We start from the raw sequence: 25,000 nt of genomic DNA, 5'->3' as shown, positions 1-25,000 counted from the left end.
CAGGTGGTTGTGTGGGATGGATGATCGTAGAAATTCGCCGGTGCAACTACAGAGTTGCCAACAAGCGAATGGCACTGGCGGCGGCAGATGTCCTGTTTTCGACACCCAGCTTCCGGAACACTTGCTCCAGATGCTTGTTCACGGTGCGTGGGCTCATCTCAAGAATTTGCGCTATTTCCCGGTTCGTCTTGCCATTGGCTATCCACAGCAGCACGTCGGACTCCCTTTGTGTCAGTTGGAACCGATCTCTTAGAGCTGCGGTGGCACTGGATTGATTCTGCGGTGTTTTCAGTCGAAGCAGGTACTCCCGGCCATCCACCAATGCCAGATACTCTACCGAATGCTGGACGTCCATAGCATGCAGTGGCATCTGGTGCCCGGGCTCCAAATTGTGGCTGAGCCATTCCGTTAGGGTGGTTCGGATTACCTGATAGTCCGGGTGGGCCATGTCGGGCAAGCACCTACACACATGGGGCGTCCCCCAAAGCAAATTCCCCTCCCGATCCACTGCGAACAAGTTCTGGCCAGCTGTATCCAGAGCACTTCGGGCACTTCGTGTCATCCGGGCGTTGGCGAGATGGACGTCCATGCGTGCCAGTAGCTCTGTGGTGTTGATGGGTTTGGTAGCGTAGTCGACGCCTCCGGCTTTCAGACCCATTACCACATGCTCGGTATCACTCAGGCCGGTCATAAAAATGATAGGAATATCCGTGAAGGCCGGATTTTCCTTCAGTCGCCTGCAGGTTTCGAAGCCATCCATGTGCGGCATAAGTGCATCCATGAGTACGACATCCGGGGTAATGTTTTGGCTGATGGTGAGAGCCTGATTGCCTTCCAGAGCAACCAGTACGGTCATGCCCGCTTCCTCCAGCGCATCGCTGATCATTCGGATGGAGTCGATCGCGTCATCTACGACCATTACAACGGTTTTCCGGTCATCATGAGGCTTCATGTTCGGCTACCTTAAGAAGTTCAATTATTTTCTCAAACTGGAAGTCGTTGGTGAGACCTGTCAGCTCACGAGTAAATCGCTCATCAGCCTCACCGCTGTGTTTTAGTTCATGCAAGGATTCCAGAAGGCCTTTGCGATGGCCTATTCGAGCTAGGCTCGCGAGTGTTCGTCGGTGCGCTATGTCTGGAAGGGGCAGGGCACCGGGTTCGGGCAGGGGAAAGGGGGCCAGAGGTTCAGCACTTTTTTCGAAGCGCCACTCCATCGCCAGCACCCGAGCGATGGTGTCCAATAACAGGTTCAGCCTCACCGGTTTAATGATGTAATCATCGTACAGTGGCGTGGACTCCACCGAGTGATGGCCCTCGTTGGCATCGGCGGACACCATGACTACCGGCAGAGTGTGCTTTTGTGCACGCAACTGCTCGAGAACTTCCCAGCCTGTTTGGCCGGGCATGGATACGTCCATCAGAATCAAATCCGGTCGTTCTGCTTCAACGGTGTCCAGAACCTTGAGAGCATTGCCAGTTTCAATGATTTCAAAGCCAAGTGGCGACAACATGGCACGGATCACCTGACGATTCGAAGGGTCGTCGTCGACCAGAAGAACTTTGCGTCTGACTCCCTGATAGCCATAAATCCGACGGGCTGGAGCGGAGGTGGAGCGCGGGGTGGAACTGTGAACACTGGATAACATAAGACTGACTTTGAAAGTGCTGCCATGGCCCAACTTGCTGTCCACGCTGATGTCACCACCCATGATTTCGGTGAGCAGGCGAGTGATCGTCAGTCCCAAACCAGTGCCAATACGGCTTTCTCCTGGGAGTCGAATACGCTCAAAGGGGCGGAAAATACGTTCAATATTTTCCTCTGCAATCCCCTCGCCCGAATCCCGGACCGTAAATTCTGCTACCTGACTACGGTAGCGCAAGGTCAGAGAAACGCTTCCATGGTCCGTATATTTGATCGCATTGGACAGCAGGTTAATAAGGATCTGGCGCAGGCGCTTCTCATCGGTGGTGACCATCTCTGGCAGTGGGTTGGGACAGTGGTAATCAAAAGCCAGACCTTTCTCTTCAGCCTGCAACCGGAACATGGTCACCATTTGTTCCATCAGTAAGCCGATGCGCACCTGATCCCGGTGCAGATCGAGTCGACCGGCTTCGATTTTGGAAATATCCAGGAGCCCCTCAATCAGATCGGCCAGATATTCTCCGCTGTTGCGAATGACGCCCACGGCTTCTTTGCGGTGGGCCGGTATGGCTTCATCGTTTTCCATCAGCTGGGCATAGCCCAGAATCGAATTGAGCGGGGATCGAAGTTCATGGCTGATCCCGGTCAGATATCGACTCTTGGCGCCATTGGCTGCTTCCGCCTGCTCCTTGGCCTGCTGCAAAGCCTGATCAGTCCGTTTGTGCGCAACGATTTCTTCGGTCAGAAGCCGGGTTTGCCTTTGCGATTCTTCCTCTGCTACCACCCGGCTTTCGTGGGCCAGTACAAACAGCCAGCAAATCACTCCGGTGACAATCAGAAGAATAAAGAAAACCTTCCACAAGGTAAGGGAAAGCACCAGAGCTTCAGGTGCCGAGGCAACGGGTGTTTTAAAGTAAATGAGTGAGAGCAGTAGGCCAGACAAACCATTAATTAAAAAAAGAAGTGTCAGGAAATGACCAAGGCGAGAGCGCAGGCGGTTCAGTATGGCTTGGGGAAGCAGTTTGCTCAAAAATTCCTGAAGCTGTTCGTGATAACCCGCGCCAGGCTTACAGATGTCGCCGCATCGAGCGTCAAGCGAGCAACACAGGGAGCATATGATGCCATCATAGGCTGGGCAGTTGGTAACGTCCTCAGGTTCGAGTTTGTGCTCACAGATGGTGCATTGCACCAGTTGATGGTCCGTGGCAAGAAGCACGAAAGGGCGAGCCGTATAGAAACGCCCTGCCGTTTTCCAGGCAATCAGTGGCGCAGTTATCAGAGCGACACCCAAGGCGATAAAGTGGGACAGGGCCTGAGCGTAAACCCCAAGGGCGCCGGTATGGCAGGTTATACCAACCACTGAGGCGGCAAGCATAGCGCCAACGCCTACGGGATTGATGTCGTAAAGATGCGCGCGCTTGAATTCGATATGCGGGGGGCTGAAGCCTAGAGGCTTGTTAATCACCAGATCAGCTACCAGCGCCCCGACCCAGCCGATGGCAATAATGCCATAGAACCCCAGAGTTTCCTCCAGCGCCCGGTACACCCCTAGCTCCATGACCAGCAATGCAATCGCTACGTTAAAAAATAACCAGACTACACGCCCCGGGTGGCTGTGAGTCAAACGGGAGAAGAAGTTTGACCACGCGATAGAGCCAGCATAAGCATTGGTCACGTTGATTTTAAGTTGGCATAGAATGACAAAAATACCCGCCAGTGCCAGAGATATTTCCGGGGAATGGGTGATGTAATTGAATGCCACAAGATACATTTGAGTTGGGTCTGCTGCCTCTTCCGCAGAGATGCCCTGATTTAGTGCAAGCACGGCCAGAAACGAACCGGCCAAAATCTTGAATATGCCGATGACAATCCAGCCTGGTCCGCCGGCCATAACGGCGAACCACCAGCGGCGTTTTTCCGCTTGGTTTTGAGGTTCGGGAATGAAACGAAGGAAATCCACCTGTTCGCCGATCTGGGCAATGAGTGAGAAAACAACCGCCGCCGCGGCGCCAAATGCCACAACATTGAGCCCTTGCCCGGCCACCGGGCTCAGACCTTCAAACTGTGTCCAGTCGCCAACGGAGGAGGCGTCCGCATAGATTATGAATACGAAGGGGGCCAGTTGTAACAGAATCCACACAGGCTGCGTCCATACCTGAAACCGGCTGATGGTGGTGATGCCGTGTATAACGAGAGGGATAACAGCGACTGCGCAGATGAGATAGCCAATCACCAGAGGAATGTTGAACAGCATTTCCAGAGCCATGGCCATGATGGCGGCCTCTATGGCGAAGAAAATGAACGTAAAGCTGGCATAGATGAGCGATGTGATGGTTGAACCAATATAGCCAAAGCCAGCGCCCCGGGTGAGCAGATCAATGTCCACACCGTAGCGGGCAGCGTAGTAACTGATAGGGATGGCAGTCAGAAAGATCATGAGGCCGACTGCAAGAATAGCCGCCACCGCGTTATCGAATCCGTAGTACAGCGTTATGGAGCCACCGATGGCTTCCATGGCCAGAAACGAGATTGCACCGAGAGCAGTGTTGGTAACCCGTCCCGCAGACCAGCGCCGTGCGCTCTTGGCGGTAAAACGCAGAGCGTAATCTTCGAGCGTCTGGTTGGCGACCCATTGGTTGTATCGACGCCTAACCCTGAAGATGTTCTGTCTTGCCGCCATTGCTGCCTTGTCTCTGGAATAGGAAGGGTGCCCGATTTTGGTGCGGTTTGACGCTCCTAAATGTCGGACAAGGAAGTCTTTACAACTTTTGTGCCAAAGCCTGCCTTGCAGGAATAAACGGATGCCATTAGTTCGTGCGGGTGTGGCATTTGCCCACGAAGAGGAAATGCGTCAAATGACGTAGTCTGCTGGGGCGATTACCGAATGGGCGCCCATTAAGGGGTCTAGCAGAATGTTTGGGGTAGGCGCTGTGCTCTCCTGAGGGTGGTGTGCAGCACCGGCTTTCCAAACACTGTGAGGATTCACCATGGGTACGACAGATACAACCGCCACCGGGCGGTCAGATGGCAAAAGATCAGGGTTTCGAAAGAGCCTGATGACACTGGCGGCGTCCGTCATGCTGGCGTCATCTGTGCAAGCAGCCACGCCAAGCACAGCTGAGGTCAACACCACAGAGCTGGCGGTTACCGATGACACCGTCACGGTCGGCATTCTGCATTCTATCACCGGCACAATGGCGATCAGTGAGATCGGTTCGGTGCAGGCGGAAAAACTCGCCATCGATCAGATCAACGCCTCCGGCGGCGTTCTCGGTCGCCAGATTGAGTTTGTTCAGGAAGATGGTGCCAGTGACTGGCCAACCTTCGCTGAGAAAACCCGTAAGTTGCTGCGTCAGGACAATGTTGCGGCTATTTTTGGTGCCTGGACTTCAGCATCACGTAAAGCCATCCTGCCGGTAATTGAACAGTTCAACGGCATGTTGTACTACCCGACTTTCTACGAGGGTCTGGAACAGTCCCCCAACGTTGTCTACACCGGGCAGGAAGCGACTCAGCAAATCCTCGCAAGTATCGACTGGGCAGTTGAGACCAAAGGTGCCAAGACATTCTACCTGCTGGGTTCGGATTATATCTGGCCTCGTACCTCCAACAAGATTGCCCGCAAGCACATCGACAAGCTGGGCCTGAAAGTCGTGGGTGAAGAGTACTACCCATTGGGCCATACCCAGTTCAACTCGGTTATCAACAAGATCAAGCTCAAGAAGCCGGACGTTATCTTTGCGTCAGTCGTGGGCGGCTCCAATGTGGCTTTCTACAAGCAAATGAAAGCCGCTGGTGTTGATTTCACCGATGAGAAGCCTCTGCTGCTGACCATCTCCGTAACCGAGGACGAAATTCGGGGTATCGGTGGTGAGAATGTGGAAGGTATCTACGCCTCCATGAAGTACTTCCAGAGCCTTGATAACCCCAACAACAAAGAGTTTGTTGCGGCATTCAAGGAAGCCTACGGCGATGACATGGTTATCGGCGACGTAACCCAGGCGGCCTACCTCGGCCCATGGTTGTGGAAAGCAGCTGTTGAAAAGGCAGGTTCTTTCGATATCGACAAGATCCGTGAAGAGTTCGCTGGCATCGAGTTCGACAAGGCGCCTGAAGGCTACGTACGTATCCACGAGAACCATCACCTCTGGTCCAAGACCCGTATCGGCCAGGCACAGATTGATGGCCAGTACAAAGTGGTTCACGAGACCGAAGAACTGATGGAACCGGATCCGTTCCCCGAAGGTTACCAGTAAGACCGGATAGCCGGCGCCTCAAGGCGCCGGCATCTTTTGCCTCTAAAACGCTAAGCATATTGGTTTGATCGGGGAGTACGAGTCATGTTCGATGGCTACACCAGCAGTGAATTGATGTCGATATTTGCCATGCAGGGGTTTGCCGGGCTCTCCCTGTTTTCAGTCTTCGTACTGATGGCTCTGGGCCTTGCGATCATCTTTGGACAGATGGGAGTGATCAATATGGCCCACGGGGAGTTCATGATCCTCGGTGCCTACACAACCTATCTGACATCTGGATTTTTTCAATCCTATCTGCCAGGACTGTTCGGCGGGTACTTCTTTATCGCCATGGTTCTGGCCTTCTTTATTTGTGCCGCGTTGGGAGCACTCGTTGAGTGGCTCATGATACGGCATCTCTACCACCGACCACTCGATACTCTCCTGGCTACCTGGGGCCTGAGCCTGATCATGCAGCAGGCGTATCGCTCTATCTTCGGAGCCCGGGAAGTGGGTGTTGATCTACCAGAATGGATGATGGGTGCAATCCCGGTAACCGACATGGTCGACCTGCCAATCAACGGCCTCTTCGTTATGGTCATCGCACTTTCGGTCGCGGTGGGTGTGTACTTGCTTATGTATCGCTCCGGCTACGGCAAGAAGGTTCGTGCTGTGGTTCAGAATCGCCCCATGGCGGAAGCCGTGGGCATCAACAGTGCGGGTATAGACCGGGCTACCTTTGCTCTTGGCTGCGGCATTGCCGGTATTGCCGGAGCTGCATTCACCATGATTGGCTCCACCGGCCCCTCGTCCGGACAGGCCTACATCGTTGATACCTTCCTGGTTGTGGTGTTTGGCGGTGCCCAAAGCCTGATTGGCACGATTGTATCTGCCTTCGGTATCTCGCAGGCCCAGTCCACCATGGAGTTCTTCCTCAGTGGTTCCATGGCCAAGGTACTGACCCTGCTGGTTGTTATCGGAATTCTGATGATACGTCCGGAAGGACTTATGGCCCTGAAGGTCCGTCGCTAGGAGATTGTCATGAAGCATTCATCCCTTATGAAGTGGTTTGTTTCCCGAGAGGGACTGTATTACCTGGCATTGGCCTTCCTGCTGGTGGTTATCTTGCCGCTTACCCTGGATTCGTTCCGTCTGAACATGGTGGGTAAGTATCTGACATACGCATTCGTGGCGATTGGTCTGGTCATGTGCTGGGGCAAGGCTGGTATCCTCAGCCTGGGCCAGGGCGTGTTCTTTGGCCTTGGCGGATACTGCATGGCCATGTTCCTTAAACTGGAGGCCTCTACGCCGGAGGCCACAGCTATTCAGTCCACGCCCGGCATCCCGGACTTCATGGACTGGAACCAGCTCACCGAACTGCCCTGGTTCTGGGAACCGTTCCACAGCTTCTCGTTTACCTTGTTGGCTGTTATTGGTGTGCCGGTTCTGCTGGCGTTTGTTATCGGTATTGCCATGTTCACCCGGCGTGTGGGTGGCGTGTATTTCGCCATCATCACTCAGGCTATAGCTGCGGTCCTGACCATCCTGATTATCGGTCAACAAGGTTATACCGGTGGTGTTAACGGCATTACCGATCTACAGACCCTTATGGGCTGGGACATCCGTACCGATGAGGCCAGGAACATCCTGTATTTCATCTGCGTCGCTATGCTTTTCCTCTGCCTGTTCGCAGCGCGTCTTGTTCAGAACCGCAAACTGGGTCGTATCCTGGTTGCCATGAACGCCCAGGAGATGCGGGTTCGCTTCTCCGGCTATGACGTGGCGGCATTCAAGATCTTTGTATTCTGCCTGGCTGCGGCGTTCGCCGGCATTGGTGGCGCTCTGTTCACCCTTTTGGTGGGCTTCATGTCACCGTCTTTCATCGGCATTGTTGCCTCCATCGAGATGGTCATCTTCTGTGCCCTTGGCGGCCGCCTGTCCATCCTTGGTGCTGTTTACGGTGCCCTGCTGGTTAATGCCGCCAAAAGTGGCTTCTCCGAGTCTTTCCCTGAGCTTTGGCCTTTTGCCATGGGTGCCCTGTTCATCGGTGTGGTGCTGGCATTCCCGGATGGCCTTGCGGGGCTCTACAAGAGCTACGTTATGCCCCTGGAAGACAAGGTGTTCAAGCGCAACAAGAGCAAATCTGCACCTGTGGGAGCTACTCCGGCTGCTAAAAAGGCCGATGACTACAGTCCGATGGCAAACACCTGCAGCCCGGAGAAATCGTGATGAGCATAGCCAAGAGCAAAAGCGGGGATTTTCTGCTGGCAGTTGAGGGCCTGACCGTCTCCTTCGATGGTTTCAAGGCAGTGGACGATTTGTCCTTCTACCTGGACCCCAAGGAAATCCGGGTCATCATTGGCCCGAACGGCGCGGGTAAAACCACGGTTCTGGATCTGATTTGTGGCAAGACCAAGGCCACATCCGGGTCCATCAAATTTGCGGGTAAGGAGCTGACCAAGCTCAAAGAACACCAGATTGTCCATTCAGGCGTGGGCCGGAAGTTCCAGACTCCGTCTGTGTTTGAGGACTTGACGGTATTCGAGAACCTCGAGGTCTCCTATCCACAGGGCCACAGTGTGATCGGCGCACTCGCGTTCAAGCGGGACGCGGCGGTTATTGAGGCTGTTGAAGACGTAGCGAAAACCATCTTCCTCACCGAAGCCCTGCACGAACCTGCAGCGCTCCTAAGCCACGGCCAGAAACAGTGGTTGGAGATCGGCATGCTACTGATTCAGAAACCGGACCTGCTGATGCTGGATGAACCGGTGGCCGGCATGTCTGTGGCGGAAAGGAAGAAAACGGCGGAACTGCTTCGGGTGATCACCAAGGATCATACGGTTCTGGTTATTGAGCATGACATGCAGTTTGTCGGCGACATCGCTGACCGGGTCACGGTCATGCACCAGGGCAAGGTTCTCTCGGAAGGATCCATCGATCACGTGAAGTCAGATCCTAAAGTCATCGAAGTCTACCTGGGGCATTGATCATGTTAAGCATCAAACATCATTTGGTGGCCTATGGCCAAAGCACCATCATCCAGGACCTGAACCTCGATGTGAAAAAAAACGAGATTGTGGCTGTGGTTGGCCGCAATGGCATGGGCAAGACTACGTTGATGAAGTCTCTTGTTGGCATGACGCCAACCAAAGGCGGCGAAGTCAGCCTGGACGGTGTTGACCTGACCCGCCTCAAAAGTTTTCAGCGTGTGCGCGCCGGCATCGGCTTTGTTCCTCAGGGGCGGATGATCTTTCCGACTCTTACGGTGCGGGAAAACATTGAAACCGGGCTCGCCGCAGTGGGCGAGAAGAAGGTACCAGAAGATCTGTACGAAATGTTTCCGGTGCTGAAAGAGATGCAGAATCGGCGCGGCGGCAACCTGTCCGGTGGTCAGCAACAGCAGTTAGCTATTGCCCGTGCATTGGCAACGCGACCGAAGGTGTTGCTGCTCGACGAACCCACCGAGGGCATTCAGCCCAACATCATCAAGGAAATTGCTCAAACACTACGACGCATCCGCGATGAGCGTGGGCTGTCGATCGTGGTCTCGGAACAGGTCCTTAGTTTTGTAATGGATGCTGCGGATCGAATTCTGGTGATCGAGAAGGGTGCGATCGTCCATGAAGAGAGCCGGGCTGAAGCGAATCAGGAGAAGATTGCCAGTTATCTGGCTGTTTAGTTTGGTGCAAGCCGCTGGGGCGGGGCAAAATTCTGAGTAAGATTTTCGGGAGAGTAATTTATGAGACACGGTGATATTTCCAGCAGTAACGATACCGTTGGCGTTGCGGTAGTGAACTACAAGATGCCGAGGCTACATACCAAGGCCGAAGTGTTGGATAACGCCCGCAAGATTGCGGACATGATCAAAGGCATGAAAGTCGGCCTGCCGGGTATGGATCTGGTGGTGTTCCCGGAATACAGCACCATGGGCATCATGTACGACAATGACGAGATGATGGAAACCGCCGCTACGATTCCTGGCGATGAAACGGCGATTTTCTCTGCCGCCTGCCGTGAATCCAACACCTGGGGTATTTTCTCCCTGACTGGCGAGCGTCATGAGGACCACCCCAATAAGGCCCCCTATAACACTCTGATTCTCATCAATAACGAAGGTGAGATTGTTCAGAAGTACCGCAAGTGTGTTCCCTGGTGTCCGATTGAGGGCTGGTATCCGGGTGATACCACTTACGTCAGCGAAGGTCCCAAGGGCATGAAAATCAGCCTGATCATCTGTGATGACGGCAATTACCCGGAGATCTGGCGTGATTGTGCCATGAAAGGCGCTGAGCTGATTGTGCGTTGTCAGGGTTATATGTACCCGGCCAAGGAACAGCAGGTGATGATGTCCAAGAGCATGGCATGGGCGAACAACTGCTATGTGGCGGTTGCGAACGCATCCGGCTTCGACGGTGTTTATTCCTACTTCGGCCATTCCGCAATCATCGGTTTTGATGGCCGCACTCTGGGTGAGTGTGGTGAGGAAGATATGGGTATTCAATATGCCCAGCTTTCAATCAGCCAGATTCGCGATGCCCGTGCCAATGACCAGTCCCAGAACCACCTGTTCAAACTCTTGCACCGGGGCTACACGGGTGTGCATAACTCCGGCGACGGCGACAAGGGCGTGGCAGACTGCCCGTTCGAGTTCTATCGCACCTGGGTGATGGATGCCGAGAAGGCTCAGGAAAATGTTGAGGCAATGACCAGAAAGACCGTCGGCACCGCCGAGTGCCCGGTGGGTTCCTTGCCGTTTGACGGCAAAGAAAAGTCTGCAGGAGCTTAAAGCCGGGAGGTGCTGATGCCGTTTATTAATGAGCGGCTGGAAGCCAACCGGGAGATCATTGAAAAGAACCGGGCCGCCTCAGGCCCGGTTCGTGCTTCCCGGTTTCGCTTTGAGCCAGATGTTGTTATGTCCCGCCTGCGGGAGAACATTGTGGGACAGGATGAAGCCCTGACTGCGATGGAATCCATGCTGGTACGAGTGAAGGCCGATATTGGCGAGGAAAATCGACCGCTGGCGGTGCATCTGTTCCTTGGTCCCACCGGCGTTGGTAAAACCGAAACTGTACGCCTCATTGCCGAAGCCATTCATGGCAACCGGGACGGGCTGTGTCGTATCGATATGAACACCCTGGCTCAGGAACACTACGCGGCTGCACTTACCGGTGCACCGCCGGGTTATGTGGGCAGTAAAGAAGGCCACAGCCTGTTTGATCTGGATAAGGTCCAGGGCTCGTTCAGCAAGCCAGGCATAGTGCTTTTCGATGAAATCGAGAAAGCCAGTAAGGAAGTGGTCCGCACTCTGTTGAATGTTCTCGATACCGGCCGGCTGGTTTTTCCCTCCGGAAACCGTGAAATCGATTTCCGCAACACGCTGATCTTCATGACGAGCAATGCCGGGGCGTTGGATGCCGAGGAGCACGAACAGCGCTATCAGAAGGGTTGGCGTCGTTGGCTGGGACTGTCGCCCGGTGAGAGTGAGTCTTTACGGGATGTCGCTCTACGCCGACATTTCGACCCCGAATTTCTCAATCGCATTGATCAGATTCTTACCTTTAACAGCCTTACCGATAACTGGCTTGAGGCGCTGCTGGACATAGAGTTGGCAGGTCTCAATCGCCGGTTGGGCAAAAAACAGGCAGAGCTGTCTCTGTCTACTAAGCTTAGGGGCGAGCTGTGTCGTGGCTACGATGCCCGCTACGGTGCCCGGGAGATGTTGCGGGCCTTTCGCCAGCGATTGGAACCGGCGGTAGCGAAGGCGTTGCTGGCCTATTCTCACTGCCAACGGTTTGAGGCCGACGTGCAGAACGGGACAGTTGTAGTGCACCAATACGTCGAATGACGTAGGTGCCGGGGGCATTTTGCGAATACCGCTCCCGGCGGCGATAACCGATAGTGAATCACGTCAGCGCGGAAGCCTTCGGGCACTGCGTGTTACCGCTTTGAACCCTGAAGCCAAGAACCTAGGAGCGCCCGTTATGGCCGAAACCCTGATCAAAATCGATAGAAGCAAATCTGCTTACGAGAATGAGCAAATTCATAACCGCTGGCACCCGGACATCCCTATGGCCGCGACGGTAAAGCCAGGAGATGATTTTGTTCTGGAATGCTACGACTGGACCGGCGGGCAGATCAAAAACGACGACTGCGCAGACGATATCCGCGACGTGGATCTTACTCAGGTGCATTTCCTTTCTGGACCTGTTGCCGTTGAAGGCGCAGAGCCCGGTGACCTGCTAGAGGTAGACATTCTGGATATTGGTGCCTTCCAGGACAGCCAATGGGGTTTTAACGGCTTCTTCGCCAAGAAGAACGGTGGCGGCTTTCTGACCGAGAAGTTCCCAATGGCGCAGAAATCCATATGGGATTTCAACGGCATGTTCACCAAATCCCGTCATATTCCTAATGTCGAATTCGCTGGCATGATTCACCCCGGTCTGATTGGCTGCTTGCCGTCCAAAGAAATGTTGACGGAGTGGAACCGCCGCGAGAAAGAACTTTACGACACAGAACCAAACCGGGTACCTGGGCTGGCCAACATGCCGTATGCCGACACTGCGCATTTGGGCAAGCTGGCAGGTGATGCAGCCAAACAAGCAGCGACAGAAGCCGCCCGTACCGTGCCTCCCCGTGAACACGGCGGCAACTGCGACATCAAGGATTTGTCCCGGGGTTCCAAAGCTTACTTCCCGGTGTATGTGAAAGGTGCCGGCCTGTCGGTGGGCGATCTTCACTTCAGTCAGGGCGACGGCGAGATCACCTTCTGTGGTGCGATCGAAATGGCTGGTTGGATTCACCTGCGGGTTAATCTGATCAAGGATGGCATGTCCAAGTACGGCATCAAGAACCCTGTGTTCAAGCCCAGTACTATCAAGCCACGTTACGAAGACTACGTGATCTTTGAAGGCATTTCGGTGGATGAGGAAGGCAAGCAGCATTACCTGGATGTGCAGGTTGCTTATCGTCAGGCCTGCCTGAACGCTATCGAGTATTTGACGAAATTCGGCTATACACCTGCTCAGGGCTACGCATTGCTAGGCTGTGCACCAGTGGAAGGTCATATCAGTGGTGTGGTGGACGTGCCGAATGCTTGTGCCACCCTTTGGTTGCCAACAGAGATCTTTGACTTCGATATCAACCCTACGGCGGAAGGCCCGACCAAGAAAGTTACCCCGGGAACCGACGTACCCCTGTCGCCAGATAAGGAGTAACAGACCATGCCGTTGTACGACTACAAGTGCCGCGAGCACGGTCTGTTTCAGGAGTTGGCTACCATGGCGGAGGCCGGACATCCGGCGAACTGCCCAGAGTGTAAGGTGCTTTCACCGCGAGTAATCCTTCTGCCTCCAGAGGTACTCGCCATGGACCCGGCTCTGCGCAAGGCGCAAGCCCGCAACGAGAAAGCCCGGCATGAGCCGATTATCTCCACTGCGGACCAGCGCGCACGGGATGCAGATCATCGCAAGAGCTGTGGCTGCAAGAAAAAATCAGACGGCAAACACATGCTGTTCTATACCGCCGATGGGAAAAAGATGTTCCCATCCATGCGGCCATGGATGATCAGTCACTGATTCGTTCGTGTTTAATGTTTCAAGTTTTAGCCCCTTCGGGGGCTTTTTTTGTTCTCTGCCTACAGATATCTTGAAAAAGGTTCGGGTGTGTTTATCTAATAATCAATCTGAGCTGGAAATGACCAGTGCTGATCTGGAACACCCAGTGACGGCGTTATGCCTTCACGCATACAAAAATCGCATTCCCCGACGTCTTGTCCCACGGAATGATTCTCTCGTAGTCGTGTTCAAGGATGTGGACATCAAAAAACGGTTCCAGAATTTTTGTCAGTTCTTCAAAACCTGAAGCCACCATAGGATGTACGTCTTCCCACGATTGGGTGACGCCTCCAGTTGTTTTCTTGATGCTGAGTTTCAGGGATTGTTTTCCGCCTTCGCCAGGGTAGTGCCATGCGGAGCGGAAGGTGAAAAGGCTACCCCCTTGATCGACAGTGTGTTGTTCAAACAGGTTGTTGTCGATCTTGTTTTTATCGACGGAATTGAAGCAAAACATGCCGCCTGGCTTGAGTGCCCTATGTGCACTGGCAATACACTGTTTTAGTTTTTCGATAGCGCCGCTGTAGTGAATGGAATACAGAAAGCAGGTGATCAAATCCAAAGGTTCATCAACCTGAAAATCGCACATATCCCCCAATGTAAATTGCGCTTCCGGACACCGAGTTTTTGCTTGCGCCAGCATAGGTGGGTTTATGTCAAGGCCGCTGCTCTGATACCCGAAATCGATAAAATAGCGCACGTGAGGCCCCGTTCCGCAGGCGAGATCTTGGTGGGCATTACCATCGTTGCCAAAAAGCTGGTGCAGCCTACGAACGCCGTAACTTTGCGCGTGGTAGTTAATGTCTGCGCACATCAGGTCGTAATAAGCGGATAAGTCGGTATATAAATAATTAGAGGACATGGCGACCTGACGGATTTAGCAGGGAAAAGGGTATGAGAGTCTGGCGGCGCATCCTAAACCAATCCGCAGTATTTGCGAAGCGGATAAAATCTAGGGAGACTCAGCTACTTCTAACCGGGGATTTCTCGGGTAGTAGCGCTCCGGCAGCCGTTCAATGTAAGGAAAAAAGCGGGCGTCTTTATAAGGCATTTTCATAAAGCCGGATACGCCCAACCCGGTGATTTGATCTACAGCCGCCAGAATTTCATCTAACCGCTGGCGGAACTCGCCTTCTTTATCTGGGTCCAACAGCCTGTATTGGCTGTGTATTTTTAGGTGAAGGGGTAAAGCCTCGAAAATAATCATCCCGGTGTGACGGATACTATTGAGCGCTTCGAGGGATTTGATGATGGATTGCGGCAGTACCAAGAATTCCTCCGGGTCTGGCCCATCTTCAAAGTAGGAATGCACGCGTGAGCGATCCTCTACTTCCGGTGCGGAACTTACCTGATAGGGCAGTCGCATTTCCGGTGGCGCTACGAACGGTTGGTCTTGTTCATTCCGTTCGATGTGCAGAGTGTCTCTGGCGTTGAACAGGCAGCTTTTGAATATGCCCTGCCGGTAGATCGCCTGAGCTAAGTGAACCATGTTGTTCACAGCCGTGGTGAAGGCGGTTCGGAGTTCGGGGTCGTGTAGGTTCAAAGAGGTGTCCACATAAACACCGTCAGGTTCCCAGCGCACAGCAAGGCCACCTTCTACCGGGTATCGGCCCAACCGACTTACTGCAGCCAGAAAGGCTTTTTCAGTGTCCCCCATGCCCTGCATGAAATTTTTGTAGTAGCGATCGAGCTGCACGTCGTTCACATCATTCAGAGATTCGTCGGCGCCTTCCTGCCGCAAAAAAGCTTTTCGGGAGCTGTAAACAACGGTGTCGATTTCACGATCCGAGATTCGCAACCAGATGGGCACCAGTTGTGTAGGAGGTGGTTCCGGCAGATCGATCATCACCGTGCGCCCCATGCGCGGCATCTCTTTCAGGTAATGATCACCGGCTCGCATGCGCAAGGCAGGATCTGGGTCCAGCATGCCGTCTAGCATGCGGGCAAACTCCATGGGCAAGCCGAGTGACGTTGCAGGAATGGCCAGATGGCCGAAACGGCAGGATTGCCCGGAGGCCAGCGCATAAAGAGTGGCTGCTGCACCTTGTTCGTCAAATCGCGGCGATGAGAGCCCACCGTAAAGCTGCTCCTCACCAATAAAGTACACATCGCCCAAGCGGGCGTTGGTTTGTTGCAGGTTGTCGGACATCAGTTCCATTACGCTGGGGCTGAGGAACTGTTGGTTGGCGTCCAGCTGTGCAAAGACTGAGGAGCCCCAGTCGATCAGGGCGATGTTCTCGGTTTCAGCATCAAACACCAGATTGGACGGTTTGATATCCCCGTGCACAATCGGGCGCCGTCCGTTATCGGTCTCACGTCGCAGATTGCGCAGTATATCGGCCAACTGGTCGGCGATACGTATAATCAGGCGTGGGCTTAGGCGTCCCTCCCGCAACGAGACTTCTTCCAGATTAAAACCGGGTGCGCGCTCCATAACCAGAATCGGCTGGCTACCCGCGCGGTGGTAGGCAACCAGAGCAGGTACCCGAGGATGCTCTACCTGCTCCAGAATATACGCTTCGTCTTCCAGCCGGTCATGCAGGTGCTGGGGCAGGGTGATGCGGGTGAACTTGAATACATGCTCAAGATCCCGTGCACCCTCCAGCGACAGCCGACCGGCAAAGACAAAACCAAAGGCGCCTTTGCCAATCATCGCAACATCGGCGTAGCCCATCTGCTTGAGCTGGGTTGTGCATAACTCAACCCAATCTTTCAGCTTTCGCGCATCGTCGTGGCTGAGCAAGTATATGGACTGCTCTTCCGGGATGTAGAACTGCTGAAGCTGCGCCTGTCGCGGCGATGACGGGTACGGTGGCGCCATACCGGTTAGCCCATGTGCAGAAGCATGGTTTGCGGTGATTCCAAATAGCTCTTCCACAGGTTATTGAAGCGAGCGATGGTGCCGCCATCAATAATGCGATGATCTCCCGCCCAGCTGATCGTCATAATTGAACGTTCCACTACTTGCCCGTTGGTATCAAAGCGCGGCAGCTTCTGTGTGCGCCCCAAGGCCACAATCGCCACTTCCGGAGCATTGATAATGGGCGAAGCATAGGTGCCGCCCAGTGCGCCAATGTTGGAAATGGTGATGGTGCCGCCTTTGAGATCTGCCTGGCTGACCCGCCCTTCCCGGGCGGCTTCTGTTAGGCGGGTTACCTCGTCGGCAATTTCCAGCAAGGTTAGCTGGCCCACGTTTTTAACATTAGGTACAAGCAGCCCGATTTTGCTGTCTACCGCCATCCCAACGTTACAACTCGGCTGGTAATGGATTTCGGTAACGTCCTCGTTAATCTGGCTGTTGAGTATTGGGTACTCACGCACGGCGAGAGCAATGGCCTTCATAATGAAAGGCATCAAGGTTAGGCGGGAACCACGGGCTTCGGCTTCCGGCTTTAGCTGCTGGCGCAGGTTTAGCAATTCCGTCACATCAATATCTTCGCTGAAGTTGAAGTGCGGAATGGTAGATGCAGACGCCACCATGCGCTTGGCCATCACAGCCTGCATACCCTTGATGGGTTCTACGCGAACCTCTTGGCTTTGTTCCGGCCTATGTGGTTTGCTTGTTGAGGCTGACGAACGCTCTGCAGCAGGCTGCTCAAGGTGCGATAACACATCTTCTTTGAGCACACGGCCGTCTTTGCCAGAGCCTTCGATATCCGACAGCGTCAGCTCATTCTCGCGCACCAAGCGGCGTACCGCAGGGCTGGCGGGAATTCGTTGCCCGTCTTGTCGTGCTGAGGGAATGGCAGCAGGTGTCTCTGCAGACTCTGGGCTGGCTTTTGGTTCAGGGCTATTTTTCGACTCAGGGCTGCTCCCAGACTCGCGGCCCTTCTCGGGCTCGCCGCTTTTACCTTCGGCGCTGGCCTGACCATCCGAGTTTTCACCGCTCTCATCCACCAACTCAAACAACGGCGCGTGTACTTTGGCTATGTCGCCTTCTTTCCAGTACAGCTTGGTAACCCGGCCCTTATAGGGGGCGGGGATTTCCACCAGCGCTTTGTCGGTCATCACTTCTGCAACTGGCTGATCCTCTTCGATCAGGTCACCTTCACTCACCAGCCATTTAACCAGTTCACATTCCACGATACCTTCGCCGATATCGGGCAGTATAAAATCGCTCATCATTGTTCTCCTGTCCGGATATCCGCTTAGAATTCGACGCTTTCCCGAATGGCCTCATAGACCTTCAGGTGGTTGGGGAAGTGCTCTTTCTCAAGCACCAGCGGGAAGGGGGTATCCATCCCGGTAACCCGTGCGATAGGCGATTCCAGATAGAGGAAACAACGTTCCTGAATCGTTGCGGCTATCTCTCCGGCAAAGCCTCCCGTAAGAGGTGCTTCGTGGGTGATGACCAAACGCCCGGTTTTGAGTACGGATTCAGCGACGGTTTCCACATCCCAGGGCAGGATCGTGCGCAGATCAATGACTTCGCAGGAGAAGCCTTCTTTCTCGGCCATCTCGACGGCTTTGTCGATGACTTCCATCTGGGCGCCCCAGCCCAGCACCGTCACATCGGTGCCTTCTTTAAGGACTTCGGCTTCGCCCAGAGGCAGCTGATACTCGCCCTCAGGCACTTCGCCTACAGAAGCCCGGTACAGGCGCTTTGGTTCGAAGAACAGGGTGGGGTTGGGGTCGTTGATAGAGGCCAGCAGCAGCCCTTTCGCTTGGTGCGGGTTGCGGGGTACCACTATCTTCAAGCCCGGGGTGTGGGCGAAATAGGCTTCCGGTGACTGCGAGTGGTAAAGGCCACCGGCAATACCACCGCCGTAAGGGGTACGGATAGTCATGTTGCCCACGTTGAATAGATTGCCCGAACGGTAACGAAACTTGGCCGACTCGTTAACAATCTGATCAAAGGCGGGGAATATGTAGTCTGCAAACTGAATCTCGGCTACCGGGAAAGAGCCTTGGGCCGCAAGCCCGTTAGCGAAACCGATAATGCCTTGCTCCACCAGAGGCGTGTTGAAGCAGCGACCTTTGCCGTACTTCTGTTGCAGGTTGCTGGTGGCCCGAAATACACCACCAAAAATGCCCACATCTTCTCCAAAGCACAAAACCTTGTCGTTGGCAGCCATCGCCAGATCAAGGGCGTTGTTGATGGCTTGCAGCATGTTCATCTTGGCCATGTTATGCCCCTCCTTGAACGTGAATAGCCGACTTGGGGTATTCATCGGGATACTTGCGAATGTGTGCCTTCAGTTTCTCAAACTGCGCGTTCAGCAGCGGAGGCACTTCGTCGTAAACATCCGTTACCAGAGTTTCCAATGGGGGTGGTGGCAGTTTCTGGGCCCGCTTCATGGTTTCGAGTACTTCGCGGCGCAGGCGTTCCTGCAGCTCTTTTTCTTCACCCTCACTCCACCATTTTTTCTTGGTGATCCAGTTTTGCATGCGCAGAATGGGGTCTTTTTCGCGCCACACAGCTTCTTCGTCTTTGCTGCGATAACCCGAAGGGTCATCCGATGATGAATGTGCTGCCAGCCGGTAGGACATGGCTTCGATCAAAACAGGGCGGTTCTCTTCAACGGCCAGTTTGCGGGCTGCTTCAGTGGCTTGATAAACGGCTAGAATATCGTTGCCGTCTACGCGAATGGTGTCCATTTTGTAGCCATAGCCACGGGGCGCTATGCCATCGGCGGCAAATTGCTCGTCAGCAGGGGTGGAAATGGCATAGCCATTGTTACGACAGAAGAAAATCGCGGGTACGCGGTGTACAGCGGCCATGTTTAGGCCGGCGTGGAAGTCGCCTTCCGAAGCGGCGCCTTCCCCGAAGTAGACAATGGTGCAATGCCCCTCCCCGGCCATTTTCTGGCCATAGGCGTAGCCGGTAGCCTGTGGAATCTGGGTGGCCAGAGGAGATGAGATGGTCATGTAGTTGAGCTTGCTGGAGCCATAGTGAACCGGCATTTGGCGGCCCTTGCCGTAGTCCTTCTCATTGCCGAACAACTGGTTCATGAACTCGTCAATGGTAAAGCCACGATAAGCCAGTGCGCCTTGCTCACGGTACTGGCCCATGATCATGTCGGCATCGTCCAGCGCAGCGGTACTGCCGATAACGGAAGCCTCTTCGCCAGTGCACTGCATGTAAAAGCTCAGACGGCCTTGACGCTGGGCACCCAGCATACGCTCGTCCAACACGCGGGTGGTTACCATGGCGTGGTAGATTCGCAGAGCCTTTTCTTTATCAATGTCAGGAGCTTTGCCGCCTTTGTAGAGGGAGCCGTCCTGCTTGAGAAGTTTGAAGGTCGGTATGCGATATTCCGCACCGTCCGTAAAAACAGGGGTATAAACGGTTTTGGATTTTGTTGTTGTCATAATCCTCGTCCTGGGGTGATGGCTTGAGGAACAGAATGCCCCTTGTGAGGGCCTCGTTAAATTGTGGAGCTTTGTCCTATCTGCCGGTGTTTTTCCAGAGTATAGAACGCAATATGCAACCCTGCCGGTGTTGCAATGGGCTCCTTGTGCCAATTTTCCCGATTTGGGTAAAACCGAGTCTGACTGGCTGATGTTGACCTTAACGTAAAGTGCAGCTCTTGGATAGTCTCCTTTTGGGGTGAGCTATTGCTCCGAAAAAGCTAGACTGCCAAGCTGCGCTATCGGCTCGAATTACACCGGATGGGATTCTTAAAAAAGGTAAAGGGATTTGGAAGCGATACTTATTTTGCTTGGCGTTGGACTCGCACTGTTCATACCTGTGGGCTCTGCTCTGGGCCTTCTGGCTTTCCTAAAGCGGAATGAGCAAGACGCTCGTGTTGATGCGCTAAAGGCCGAGGTTGCCTCGCTGAGCCTTGAGCTGACCGAGTTGCGTTCGCATGTTAAACAGGGGCAGCCTTCAGGAGCCCAAGAGCAAGACACGCAGGCGTCGGTTTTTGTTGAGCCTGCCGAGGCGATATTGAGTGAGCCTGAGGAGCCAGAACCCGGACCCGGACCCACTGAACCCACGCCGCATACCCCAGTTTCGCCTCGTAAGCCGTCTCCTATAGTAGCCGCCCTAAAAGAAAACTGGATGGTTTGGTTGGGCGGCCTGAGTGTCGCGCTCGCTGGCATCTTTATGGTGAGCCATTCTATCAGCGCCGGACTGATAGGCCCTGTGCAGCAACTGTTACTTGCCCTGATTACGGGCGTTGCCCTGCACGCAGGCGCAGAATACCTGCGCAGGCGGCACATGAGCACAGATCAGGTGTTTGCCGCCTTGGCGGGTGGGGGCAGTATTACGCTATACGCCGCACTGCTCGCCGGTGTTCACCATTACCAGTTAATCAGCCCAGTTGCCGGGTTGATCATGCTCGCGGTTGTCTCCTTAGCCACCATGGTGTTCGCTCTTGTGCATGGCCCATTGTTGGCCATTATGGGGCTGAGTGGCGCCTATATTGTGCCTCTGCTTATCGGTGGGGAAGAGGGCAGCGTCGCCTTTGTGCTCTCGTACAGCTTCCTGATTACGGTCAGTTCTCTGTTGTTAATGCGTTACATTTTTCGTGATTGGCTTTGGTATGCCACGCTGGCCGGGGCCTTGCTTTGGTGGGCAGCCACTGTGGCTGCAGCGCCTACTGAACTGGCGACGGCCGTGTATCTGACCGCTTTGTTTATTGTTTTTGCGTTCTTGCCGGGACAAGAGCAGGCAGCCCCTTCACGTTTGCGCGAGGCACTTCTGCCGCTATTAGCGATCTGGGGTATTTCGATTGCACATCAATCTGGTGATAACCCGGCGTTTTGGAGCTGGCTGCTTATTCTGCCTGCTGCAAATTTGATTCCTCAGAGCCGGAGTACGCTGTGGTTTTTGCCGTGGGGTGCCGTGTTAGCCAGTGCTGCGGGTTGGCTGTTGTACATGGGTCGAATGGATGGCGATCAGTTTTATCTGATGCAGATTCCCATGGCACAGCAAGCTGGCTTTGTCAGCTATCTGATTGCTGCCGCCATCACCACCACTGGTTTGGGCCTTTGGCTGTGGGGGCGCTACGCTGACCAGCGACGCTGGGCCTCGTTGACCCTGCTTTCGCCGCTGGTATGGCTGGTGCTTGGCTGGCTGTTGCTGCAGGGCTATGGCGAAACATCGGTTGTTTGGGCGGTTGCCACCTTGGTGCTTGGGGCAATATACGGCGTTCTGGCCTGGCGGATGGAAGGGCTGGCCCGTTATGGGAGCGGCGTGGTCTGGGCATTGATGGCAGCGCACGTAAGTTACTCACTAGCGACCGTGATGGCCTTCCGTGAGGCATCACTCACTCTGGCCTTATCGGTTCAGTTCGTTAGCCTTACTTGGCTGGCCAGGCGGTATCAGATGCCTGAGCTGTACCTAATGTTAAAAGGCGTGTTAGCTCTGGTTGTTGCAAGGCTTACCTTCAACCCCTGGTTGCAAGGATATGATGCCAGTGTGCACTGGTCGCTTTGGACTTATGGCGGCGCCACTCTGCTGGCCGCTATGGCTACAAGGGTTGCGGAGAAAGGCCATTCTATTCGCCCTTGGTTGGAAGGTGCCACTCTGCATTTGCTGGTGTTGTTCCTGGGCGCAGAGCTGCGTTACTGGTTGTACGATGGCGATATATTTGCTCACGAATACAGTCCGATCGAAGCAACCATGAATACGCTGCTTTGGGGTGCTCTCAGTGTGACTTATGCGGTCCGGGCAAAATCCAGTCAGTCATTGGCTTGGCTCTACCGACTGTTCTCATGGGTTCTGCTGACCCTCTCCGTTATCAGCTACCTAACGCTGACCACTTTGCATAATCCTTGGTGGAGCGGTGACTTCATTGGCAGCACGCCCATCTTCAATATGCTCTTGCCTGCTTTTGGTGGCCCGGTACTTTTGGCTCTTGTTATCAGCCGGTTCCCGCAAATTGCGCCCAAGCTTTGGTCACTGTGTGTTGCTGGGGCAGGGTTCCTTCTATTCACTGCTTTGCAAATTCGCCAGCTCTGGCAAGGGAGCGATATCGAACTTTGGCATGGCGTAACAGAGGGGGAGCTGTATACCTATTCCGTAGTCGGCATGGTCTACGCCATTGTGGCAATCCTGTACTCCACTGTTTATTCCACGAAGAGTGCCCATATTATCTTGTATAAGGCTGGCATGGCTTTGTTGGGGATTGTAATTGGTAAAATTTTCCTTATCGATATGGCTGGTTTGCAAGGTTTGTGGCGCGTTGCGGCCTTTATGGGGTTGGGGCTCGCTCTGCTTGGCCTTGCATGGATGTACCGAAAAGCGCAGCGTTCCAGTACCCAAGCTCCGTAAGCTAAATTTATAAAACAGAGAACCAGACTATGAGTGATGAGCAGTTAACCAGCGTACTCGAAATGGATGGCGAAGAGAGATACGACTACTTTCTAAGCGCTGTTCTGGAAGAGCGGGAGATCTGGATCCTTGTTAATTCCGATAGCCGTTTTCTGTCCATCGTTTCAGAAGACGATGGCGTGGCCCACCTCCCGGTTTGGCCCAGCTCGGAGTTCGCGGCTGAATATGCCAAGGGATCTGATGAACTGACTCCGAAAAGCATTTCGCTGCCGGATTTTTTCAAAAAGTGGGTGCCGGGTTTATCGAAAGACGGGTTGTTGGTGGGGGTATTTCCGGGTGCAGACAAGACCCTGTGGATAACCGAAGCGAACGAGCTGAAAAAAGACCTGCAAGATGAACTGTCCAGCTTCTAGATTTACCAACTTTGTATATTGTGAGGTGGATGCATGAGTGACGATCTTAAACATGTGGTTTGTCCACACTGTGACAAGGTTAACCGTGTGCCTGCTGCCCGTTTGGCATCGGGCGGTAATTGCGGTGCTTGTAAACAGCCGTTGTGGCCAGAGAGCGTACTTGAGCTTACAGGGCAAAACTTTGCAGCCCATACGGGCCGCAGCGACTTACCGGTGCTGGTAGATTTCTGGGCGAGCTGGTGCGGCCCCTGCAAAATGATGGCGCCGCAGTTTGAGCAGGCAGCGCGTGGCTGGAAAGGCAAAGTGCGTTTTGCCAAGCTTAGTACGGAAGAGCACCCCGGCCCGGCAGGGCAATACAGTATCCGCAGCATCCCTACGTTGATTTTGTTCCGCAATGGCCGCGAGCTCGCTCGCCAAAGTGGCGCCATGAACAAGGGCCAAATCGACCAATGGCTGCAGAGTAACGGCTGCTGAAAAGGGTAGCTCAGCGCGGGATGTGATTGAGCAGTAAATAATCTGGTCAGTTAACGGTCATATTTGTCGAACGCCCGTTTTAACTGGCCTGAACTGGCTTGTCCCGCGCCTTTTCACAAAGTTATCCACAGATTTACGGGATAACTCTTAAACCGCGCGTTTGCCCGTCACCCCGAGGCGCTCTTTCTGTCATTAAACAGAATGAACTGGCGAACCCGGCTGAGATAGGTTTTCTCGGTTCGATAGCTGTACTGCTTGGCTCTAATTTCGGTGCGAACAGATTGCAGAAAGGTGATTTAGGCACAGCCGCACCTCCATGGCTGAAAGCTGAATGTAGCAAAGCATACCGGTTTCGACTGAGGTCAAGGGGTGAGGCGTAGCGGAGTTATACGAACGCATTCGCAAAACTCCAGAAGGGATATGAGAAATAGCTGTAACTATCTGATAAGGTTTGAAAGTAAGAGCAAGAACGGCGGAGTTATACGCCCATAGCGAAAGCGCGAACGACCCGAGAGAGGGCGTATAACTCCGGCGCTAGTCTTGGCGATTGATGCTCAAGAATCTGTTTTTATTGCGAAAATCTTTTTCTTTTAAGTGTGTTTGAATGGAGTTTTGCGAATGAGTGATATGCGAACTCGTTCGTATAATTAGCTGTTATAAGCCAAGGCTCTGGTGATTTTTTGGTGGTTGGGTGCATGGGCCTTGGCGGAAAACCTGGAGTAAAGATTTAAACTTTCGGTAACGGCCAAGGCCATCGAACTCTGCATCAAAATTGGTAGCCGGCATTGGTTTTTACGGGTTATCGGCAACGTGCCCAGGTTGTGGGGCTGTTCGCCGAAAGTTCTGAGTAGGCCGGGTAAGTTGGTGGTTTGTATCGGTGCCGGACCGCGAGCCAGTGCTTGGTTTTTTTGGAGTACGCATGGACGTTTTGGTGTGGACCGGAAACCATCGGGTGACCGGCTTCTAACCAATGCATTAAATACGTTCCGGGCCGATGGCCCTCCACCGGACGCCCTAGTCGGGCGCCGTTTATGCAGGCGTTAAGGGAAGGGAGGGCTCAATGTGAAAAAGAAGCGCAAAAGGAAGCAGAGTAAGCTTACCCAGATGAAAAATAACCTTGAGCAGTTACGGCGTGATCTTGCGGAAGCTGACACACAGGGGAAAAAGGCAAAGTTGACGCTTCGAATACTGTTGCTGGAACAAAAGGTCAAGCGGGAAGAATTTCATCGGGTCAGCGGCTTCAATCAAATCAGAACGAGTGAGATCCCGTCAGGAGCTCCAGGGCTTGGTAAACGCTAACGACCAACCCTTAACAAGACGGTCAACCGGACGCCAAAAGCGTACCGCTTTTGGTTCCCTCCGCTGCGCTCCGGCGCCGGTTACCTAAGCGTTATGTGTCTTTATGA

21 protein-coding genes are annotated in these 25,000 nt (G+C 53.9%); 13 read left to right on the top strand and 8 right to left on the bottom strand.

The window, feature by feature from the left end; all coding sequences use genetic code 11:
* Positions 1-46: 46 nt before the first annotated feature.
* Together KO508_RS05660 and KO508_RS05655 are read right to left on the bottom strand one after the other, a co-directional pair.
* Positions 47-952: a response regulator gene (locus KO508_RS05660; protein ID WP_216007390.1), complete on the bottom strand. Its 906-nt coding sequence runs from the start codon at positions 950-952 to the stop codon at positions 47-49.
* Positions 939-4,322, bottom strand: coding sequence for an ATP-binding protein (locus tag KO508_RS05655; RefSeq protein ID WP_216007389.1), 3,384 nt, complete (start codon positions 4,320-4,322; stop codon positions 939-941). The genes KO508_RS05660 and KO508_RS05655 overlap by 14 nt, the downstream gene beginning before the upstream one ends.
* A gap of 307 nt (positions 4,323-4,629) precedes the next feature.
* Here KO508_RS05655 and urtA point away from each other — a divergent pair, with 307 nt between their 5' ends.
* From urtA to KO508_RS05610, 9 genes are all read left to right on the top strand, one after another.
* Positions 4,630-5,898 (top strand): urea ABC transporter substrate-binding protein, encoded by a 1,269-nt coding sequence (gene urtA, locus KO508_RS05650; RefSeq protein ID WP_216007388.1) that lies wholly within the window; start codon positions 4,630-4,632, stop codon positions 5,896-5,898.
* Between the two features lie 84 nt (positions 5,899-5,982).
* Entirely contained in the window at positions 5,983-6,909 is a 927-nt protein-coding gene (gene urtB / locus KO508_RS05645; RefSeq protein ID WP_216007387.1) for an urea ABC transporter permease subunit UrtB, read from the top strand.
* A 9-nt stretch (positions 6,910-6,918) separates the two neighbouring features.
* Positions 6,919-8,106, top strand: a complete 1,188-nt coding sequence (gene urtC, locus KO508_RS05640) for an urea ABC transporter permease subunit UrtC (protein WP_216007386.1) — start codon at positions 6,919-6,921, stop codon at positions 8,104-8,106.
* On the top strand, positions 8,106-8,864 hold the full coding sequence (gene urtD, locus KO508_RS05635) for an urea ABC transporter ATP-binding protein UrtD (protein WP_216007385.1): 759 nt from the start codon (positions 8,106-8,108) through the stop codon (positions 8,862-8,864). The genes urtC and urtD overlap by 1 nt, the downstream gene beginning before the upstream one ends.
* A gap of 2 nt (positions 8,865-8,866) precedes the next feature.
* The gene (urtE, locus tag KO508_RS05630; protein WP_216007384.1) at positions 8,867-9,556 is read left to right on the top strand and encodes an urea ABC transporter ATP-binding subunit UrtE; all 690 of its coding nucleotides are present in this window, start codon (positions 8,867-8,869) and stop codon (positions 9,554-9,556) included.
* Between the two features lie 60 nt (positions 9,557-9,616).
* The gene (locus KO508_RS05625) at positions 9,617-10,663 is read left to right on the top strand and encodes an aliphatic amidase (RefSeq protein WP_216007383.1); all 1,047 of its coding nucleotides are present in this window, start codon (positions 9,617-9,619) and stop codon (positions 10,661-10,663) included.
* A 15-nt stretch (positions 10,664-10,678) separates the two neighbouring features.
* Entirely contained in the window at positions 10,679-11,722 is a 1,044-nt protein-coding gene (locus KO508_RS05620) for an AAA family ATPase (protein ID WP_216007382.1), read from the top strand.
* Between the two features lie 136 nt (positions 11,723-11,858).
* Entirely contained in the window at positions 11,859-13,091 is a 1,233-nt protein-coding gene (fmdA, locus tag KO508_RS05615) for a formamidase (protein WP_216007381.1), read from the top strand.
* Between the two features lie 6 nt (positions 13,092-13,097).
* The gene (locus KO508_RS05610) at positions 13,098-13,451 is read left to right on the top strand and encodes a zinc ribbon domain-containing protein (RefSeq protein ID WP_216007380.1); all 354 of its coding nucleotides are present in this window, start codon (positions 13,098-13,100) and stop codon (positions 13,449-13,451) included.
* Between the two features lie 154 nt (positions 13,452-13,605).
* On the opposite strand, the gene KO508_RS05605 is transcribed toward KO508_RS05610, so the two are convergent.
* From KO508_RS05605 to KO508_RS05585, 5 genes are all read right to left on the bottom strand, one after another.
* Positions 13,606-14,349, bottom strand: a complete 744-nt coding sequence (locus KO508_RS05605) for a class I SAM-dependent DNA methyltransferase (protein WP_216007379.1) — start codon at positions 14,347-14,349, stop codon at positions 13,606-13,608.
* A gap of 90 nt (positions 14,350-14,439) precedes the next feature.
* On the bottom strand, positions 14,440-16,308 hold the full coding sequence (locus KO508_RS05600; protein WP_216007378.1) for a protein kinase domain-containing protein: 1,869 nt from the start codon (positions 16,306-16,308) through the stop codon (positions 14,440-14,442).
* 5 nt (positions 16,309-16,313) lie between these two features.
* Complete coding sequence (locus tag KO508_RS05595) at positions 16,314-17,609, bottom strand: 2-oxo acid dehydrogenase subunit E2 (RefSeq protein WP_216007377.1); 1,296 nt, start codon at positions 17,607-17,609, stop codon at positions 16,314-16,316.
* Between the two features lie 26 nt (positions 17,610-17,635).
* Positions 17,636-18,613: an alpha-ketoacid dehydrogenase subunit beta gene (locus KO508_RS05590; RefSeq protein ID WP_216007376.1), complete on the bottom strand. Its 978-nt coding sequence runs from the start codon at positions 18,611-18,613 to the stop codon at positions 17,636-17,638.
* 1 nt (position 18,614) lies between these two features.
* Positions 18,615-19,799, bottom strand: coding sequence for a thiamine pyrophosphate-dependent dehydrogenase E1 component subunit alpha (locus tag KO508_RS05585; RefSeq protein WP_216007375.1), 1,185 nt, complete (start codon positions 19,797-19,799; stop codon positions 18,615-18,617).
* 328 nt (positions 19,800-20,127) lie between these two features.
* Between KO508_RS05585 and KO508_RS05580 the strand changes: the two genes are divergently transcribed.
* From KO508_RS05580 to trxC, 3 genes are read left to right on the top strand one after another with little or no spacing between them, the layout of a single operon-like run.
* Positions 20,128-22,707: a DUF2339 domain-containing protein gene (locus KO508_RS05580; protein ID WP_216007374.1), complete on the top strand. Its 2,580-nt coding sequence runs from the start codon at positions 20,128-20,130 to the stop codon at positions 22,705-22,707.
* Between the two features lie 29 nt (positions 22,708-22,736).
* The gene (locus tag KO508_RS05575) at positions 22,737-23,120 is read left to right on the top strand and encodes a DUF2750 domain-containing protein (RefSeq protein WP_216007373.1); all 384 of its coding nucleotides are present in this window, start codon (positions 22,737-22,739) and stop codon (positions 23,118-23,120) included.
* Positions 23,121-23,153: 33 nt separating this feature from the next.
* Positions 23,154-23,594: a thioredoxin TrxC gene (trxC, locus tag KO508_RS05570; protein WP_216007372.1), complete on the top strand. Its 441-nt coding sequence runs from the start codon at positions 23,154-23,156 to the stop codon at positions 23,592-23,594.
* Between the two features lie 167 nt (positions 23,595-23,761).
* On the opposite strand, the gene KO508_RS05565 is transcribed toward trxC, so the two are convergent.
* Positions 23,762-23,881 carry a phage integrase N-terminal SAM-like domain-containing protein gene (locus KO508_RS05565; RefSeq protein WP_252737957.1) on the bottom strand — a complete coding sequence of 40 codons (120 nt, stop codon included), beginning with the start codon at positions 23,879-23,881 and terminating at the stop codon, positions 23,762-23,764.
* Positions 23,882-24,656: 775 nt separating this feature from the next.
* Here KO508_RS05565 and KO508_RS05560 point away from each other — a divergent pair.
* The gene (locus tag KO508_RS05560) at positions 24,657-24,893 is read left to right on the top strand and encodes a hypothetical protein (protein WP_216007371.1); all 237 of its coding nucleotides are present in this window, start codon (positions 24,657-24,659) and stop codon (positions 24,891-24,893) included.
* Positions 24,894-25,000: the final 107 nt, after the last annotated feature.

This window comes from Marinobacter salexigens (genome assembly GCF_018860765.1).
Lineage (GTDB): Bacteria > Pseudomonadota > Gammaproteobacteria > Pseudomonadales > Oleiphilaceae > Marinobacter > Marinobacter salexigens_A.
Note: the sequence above shows the minus strand (reverse complement) of the source record. Positions and strands in the feature narration are given on the sequence as shown.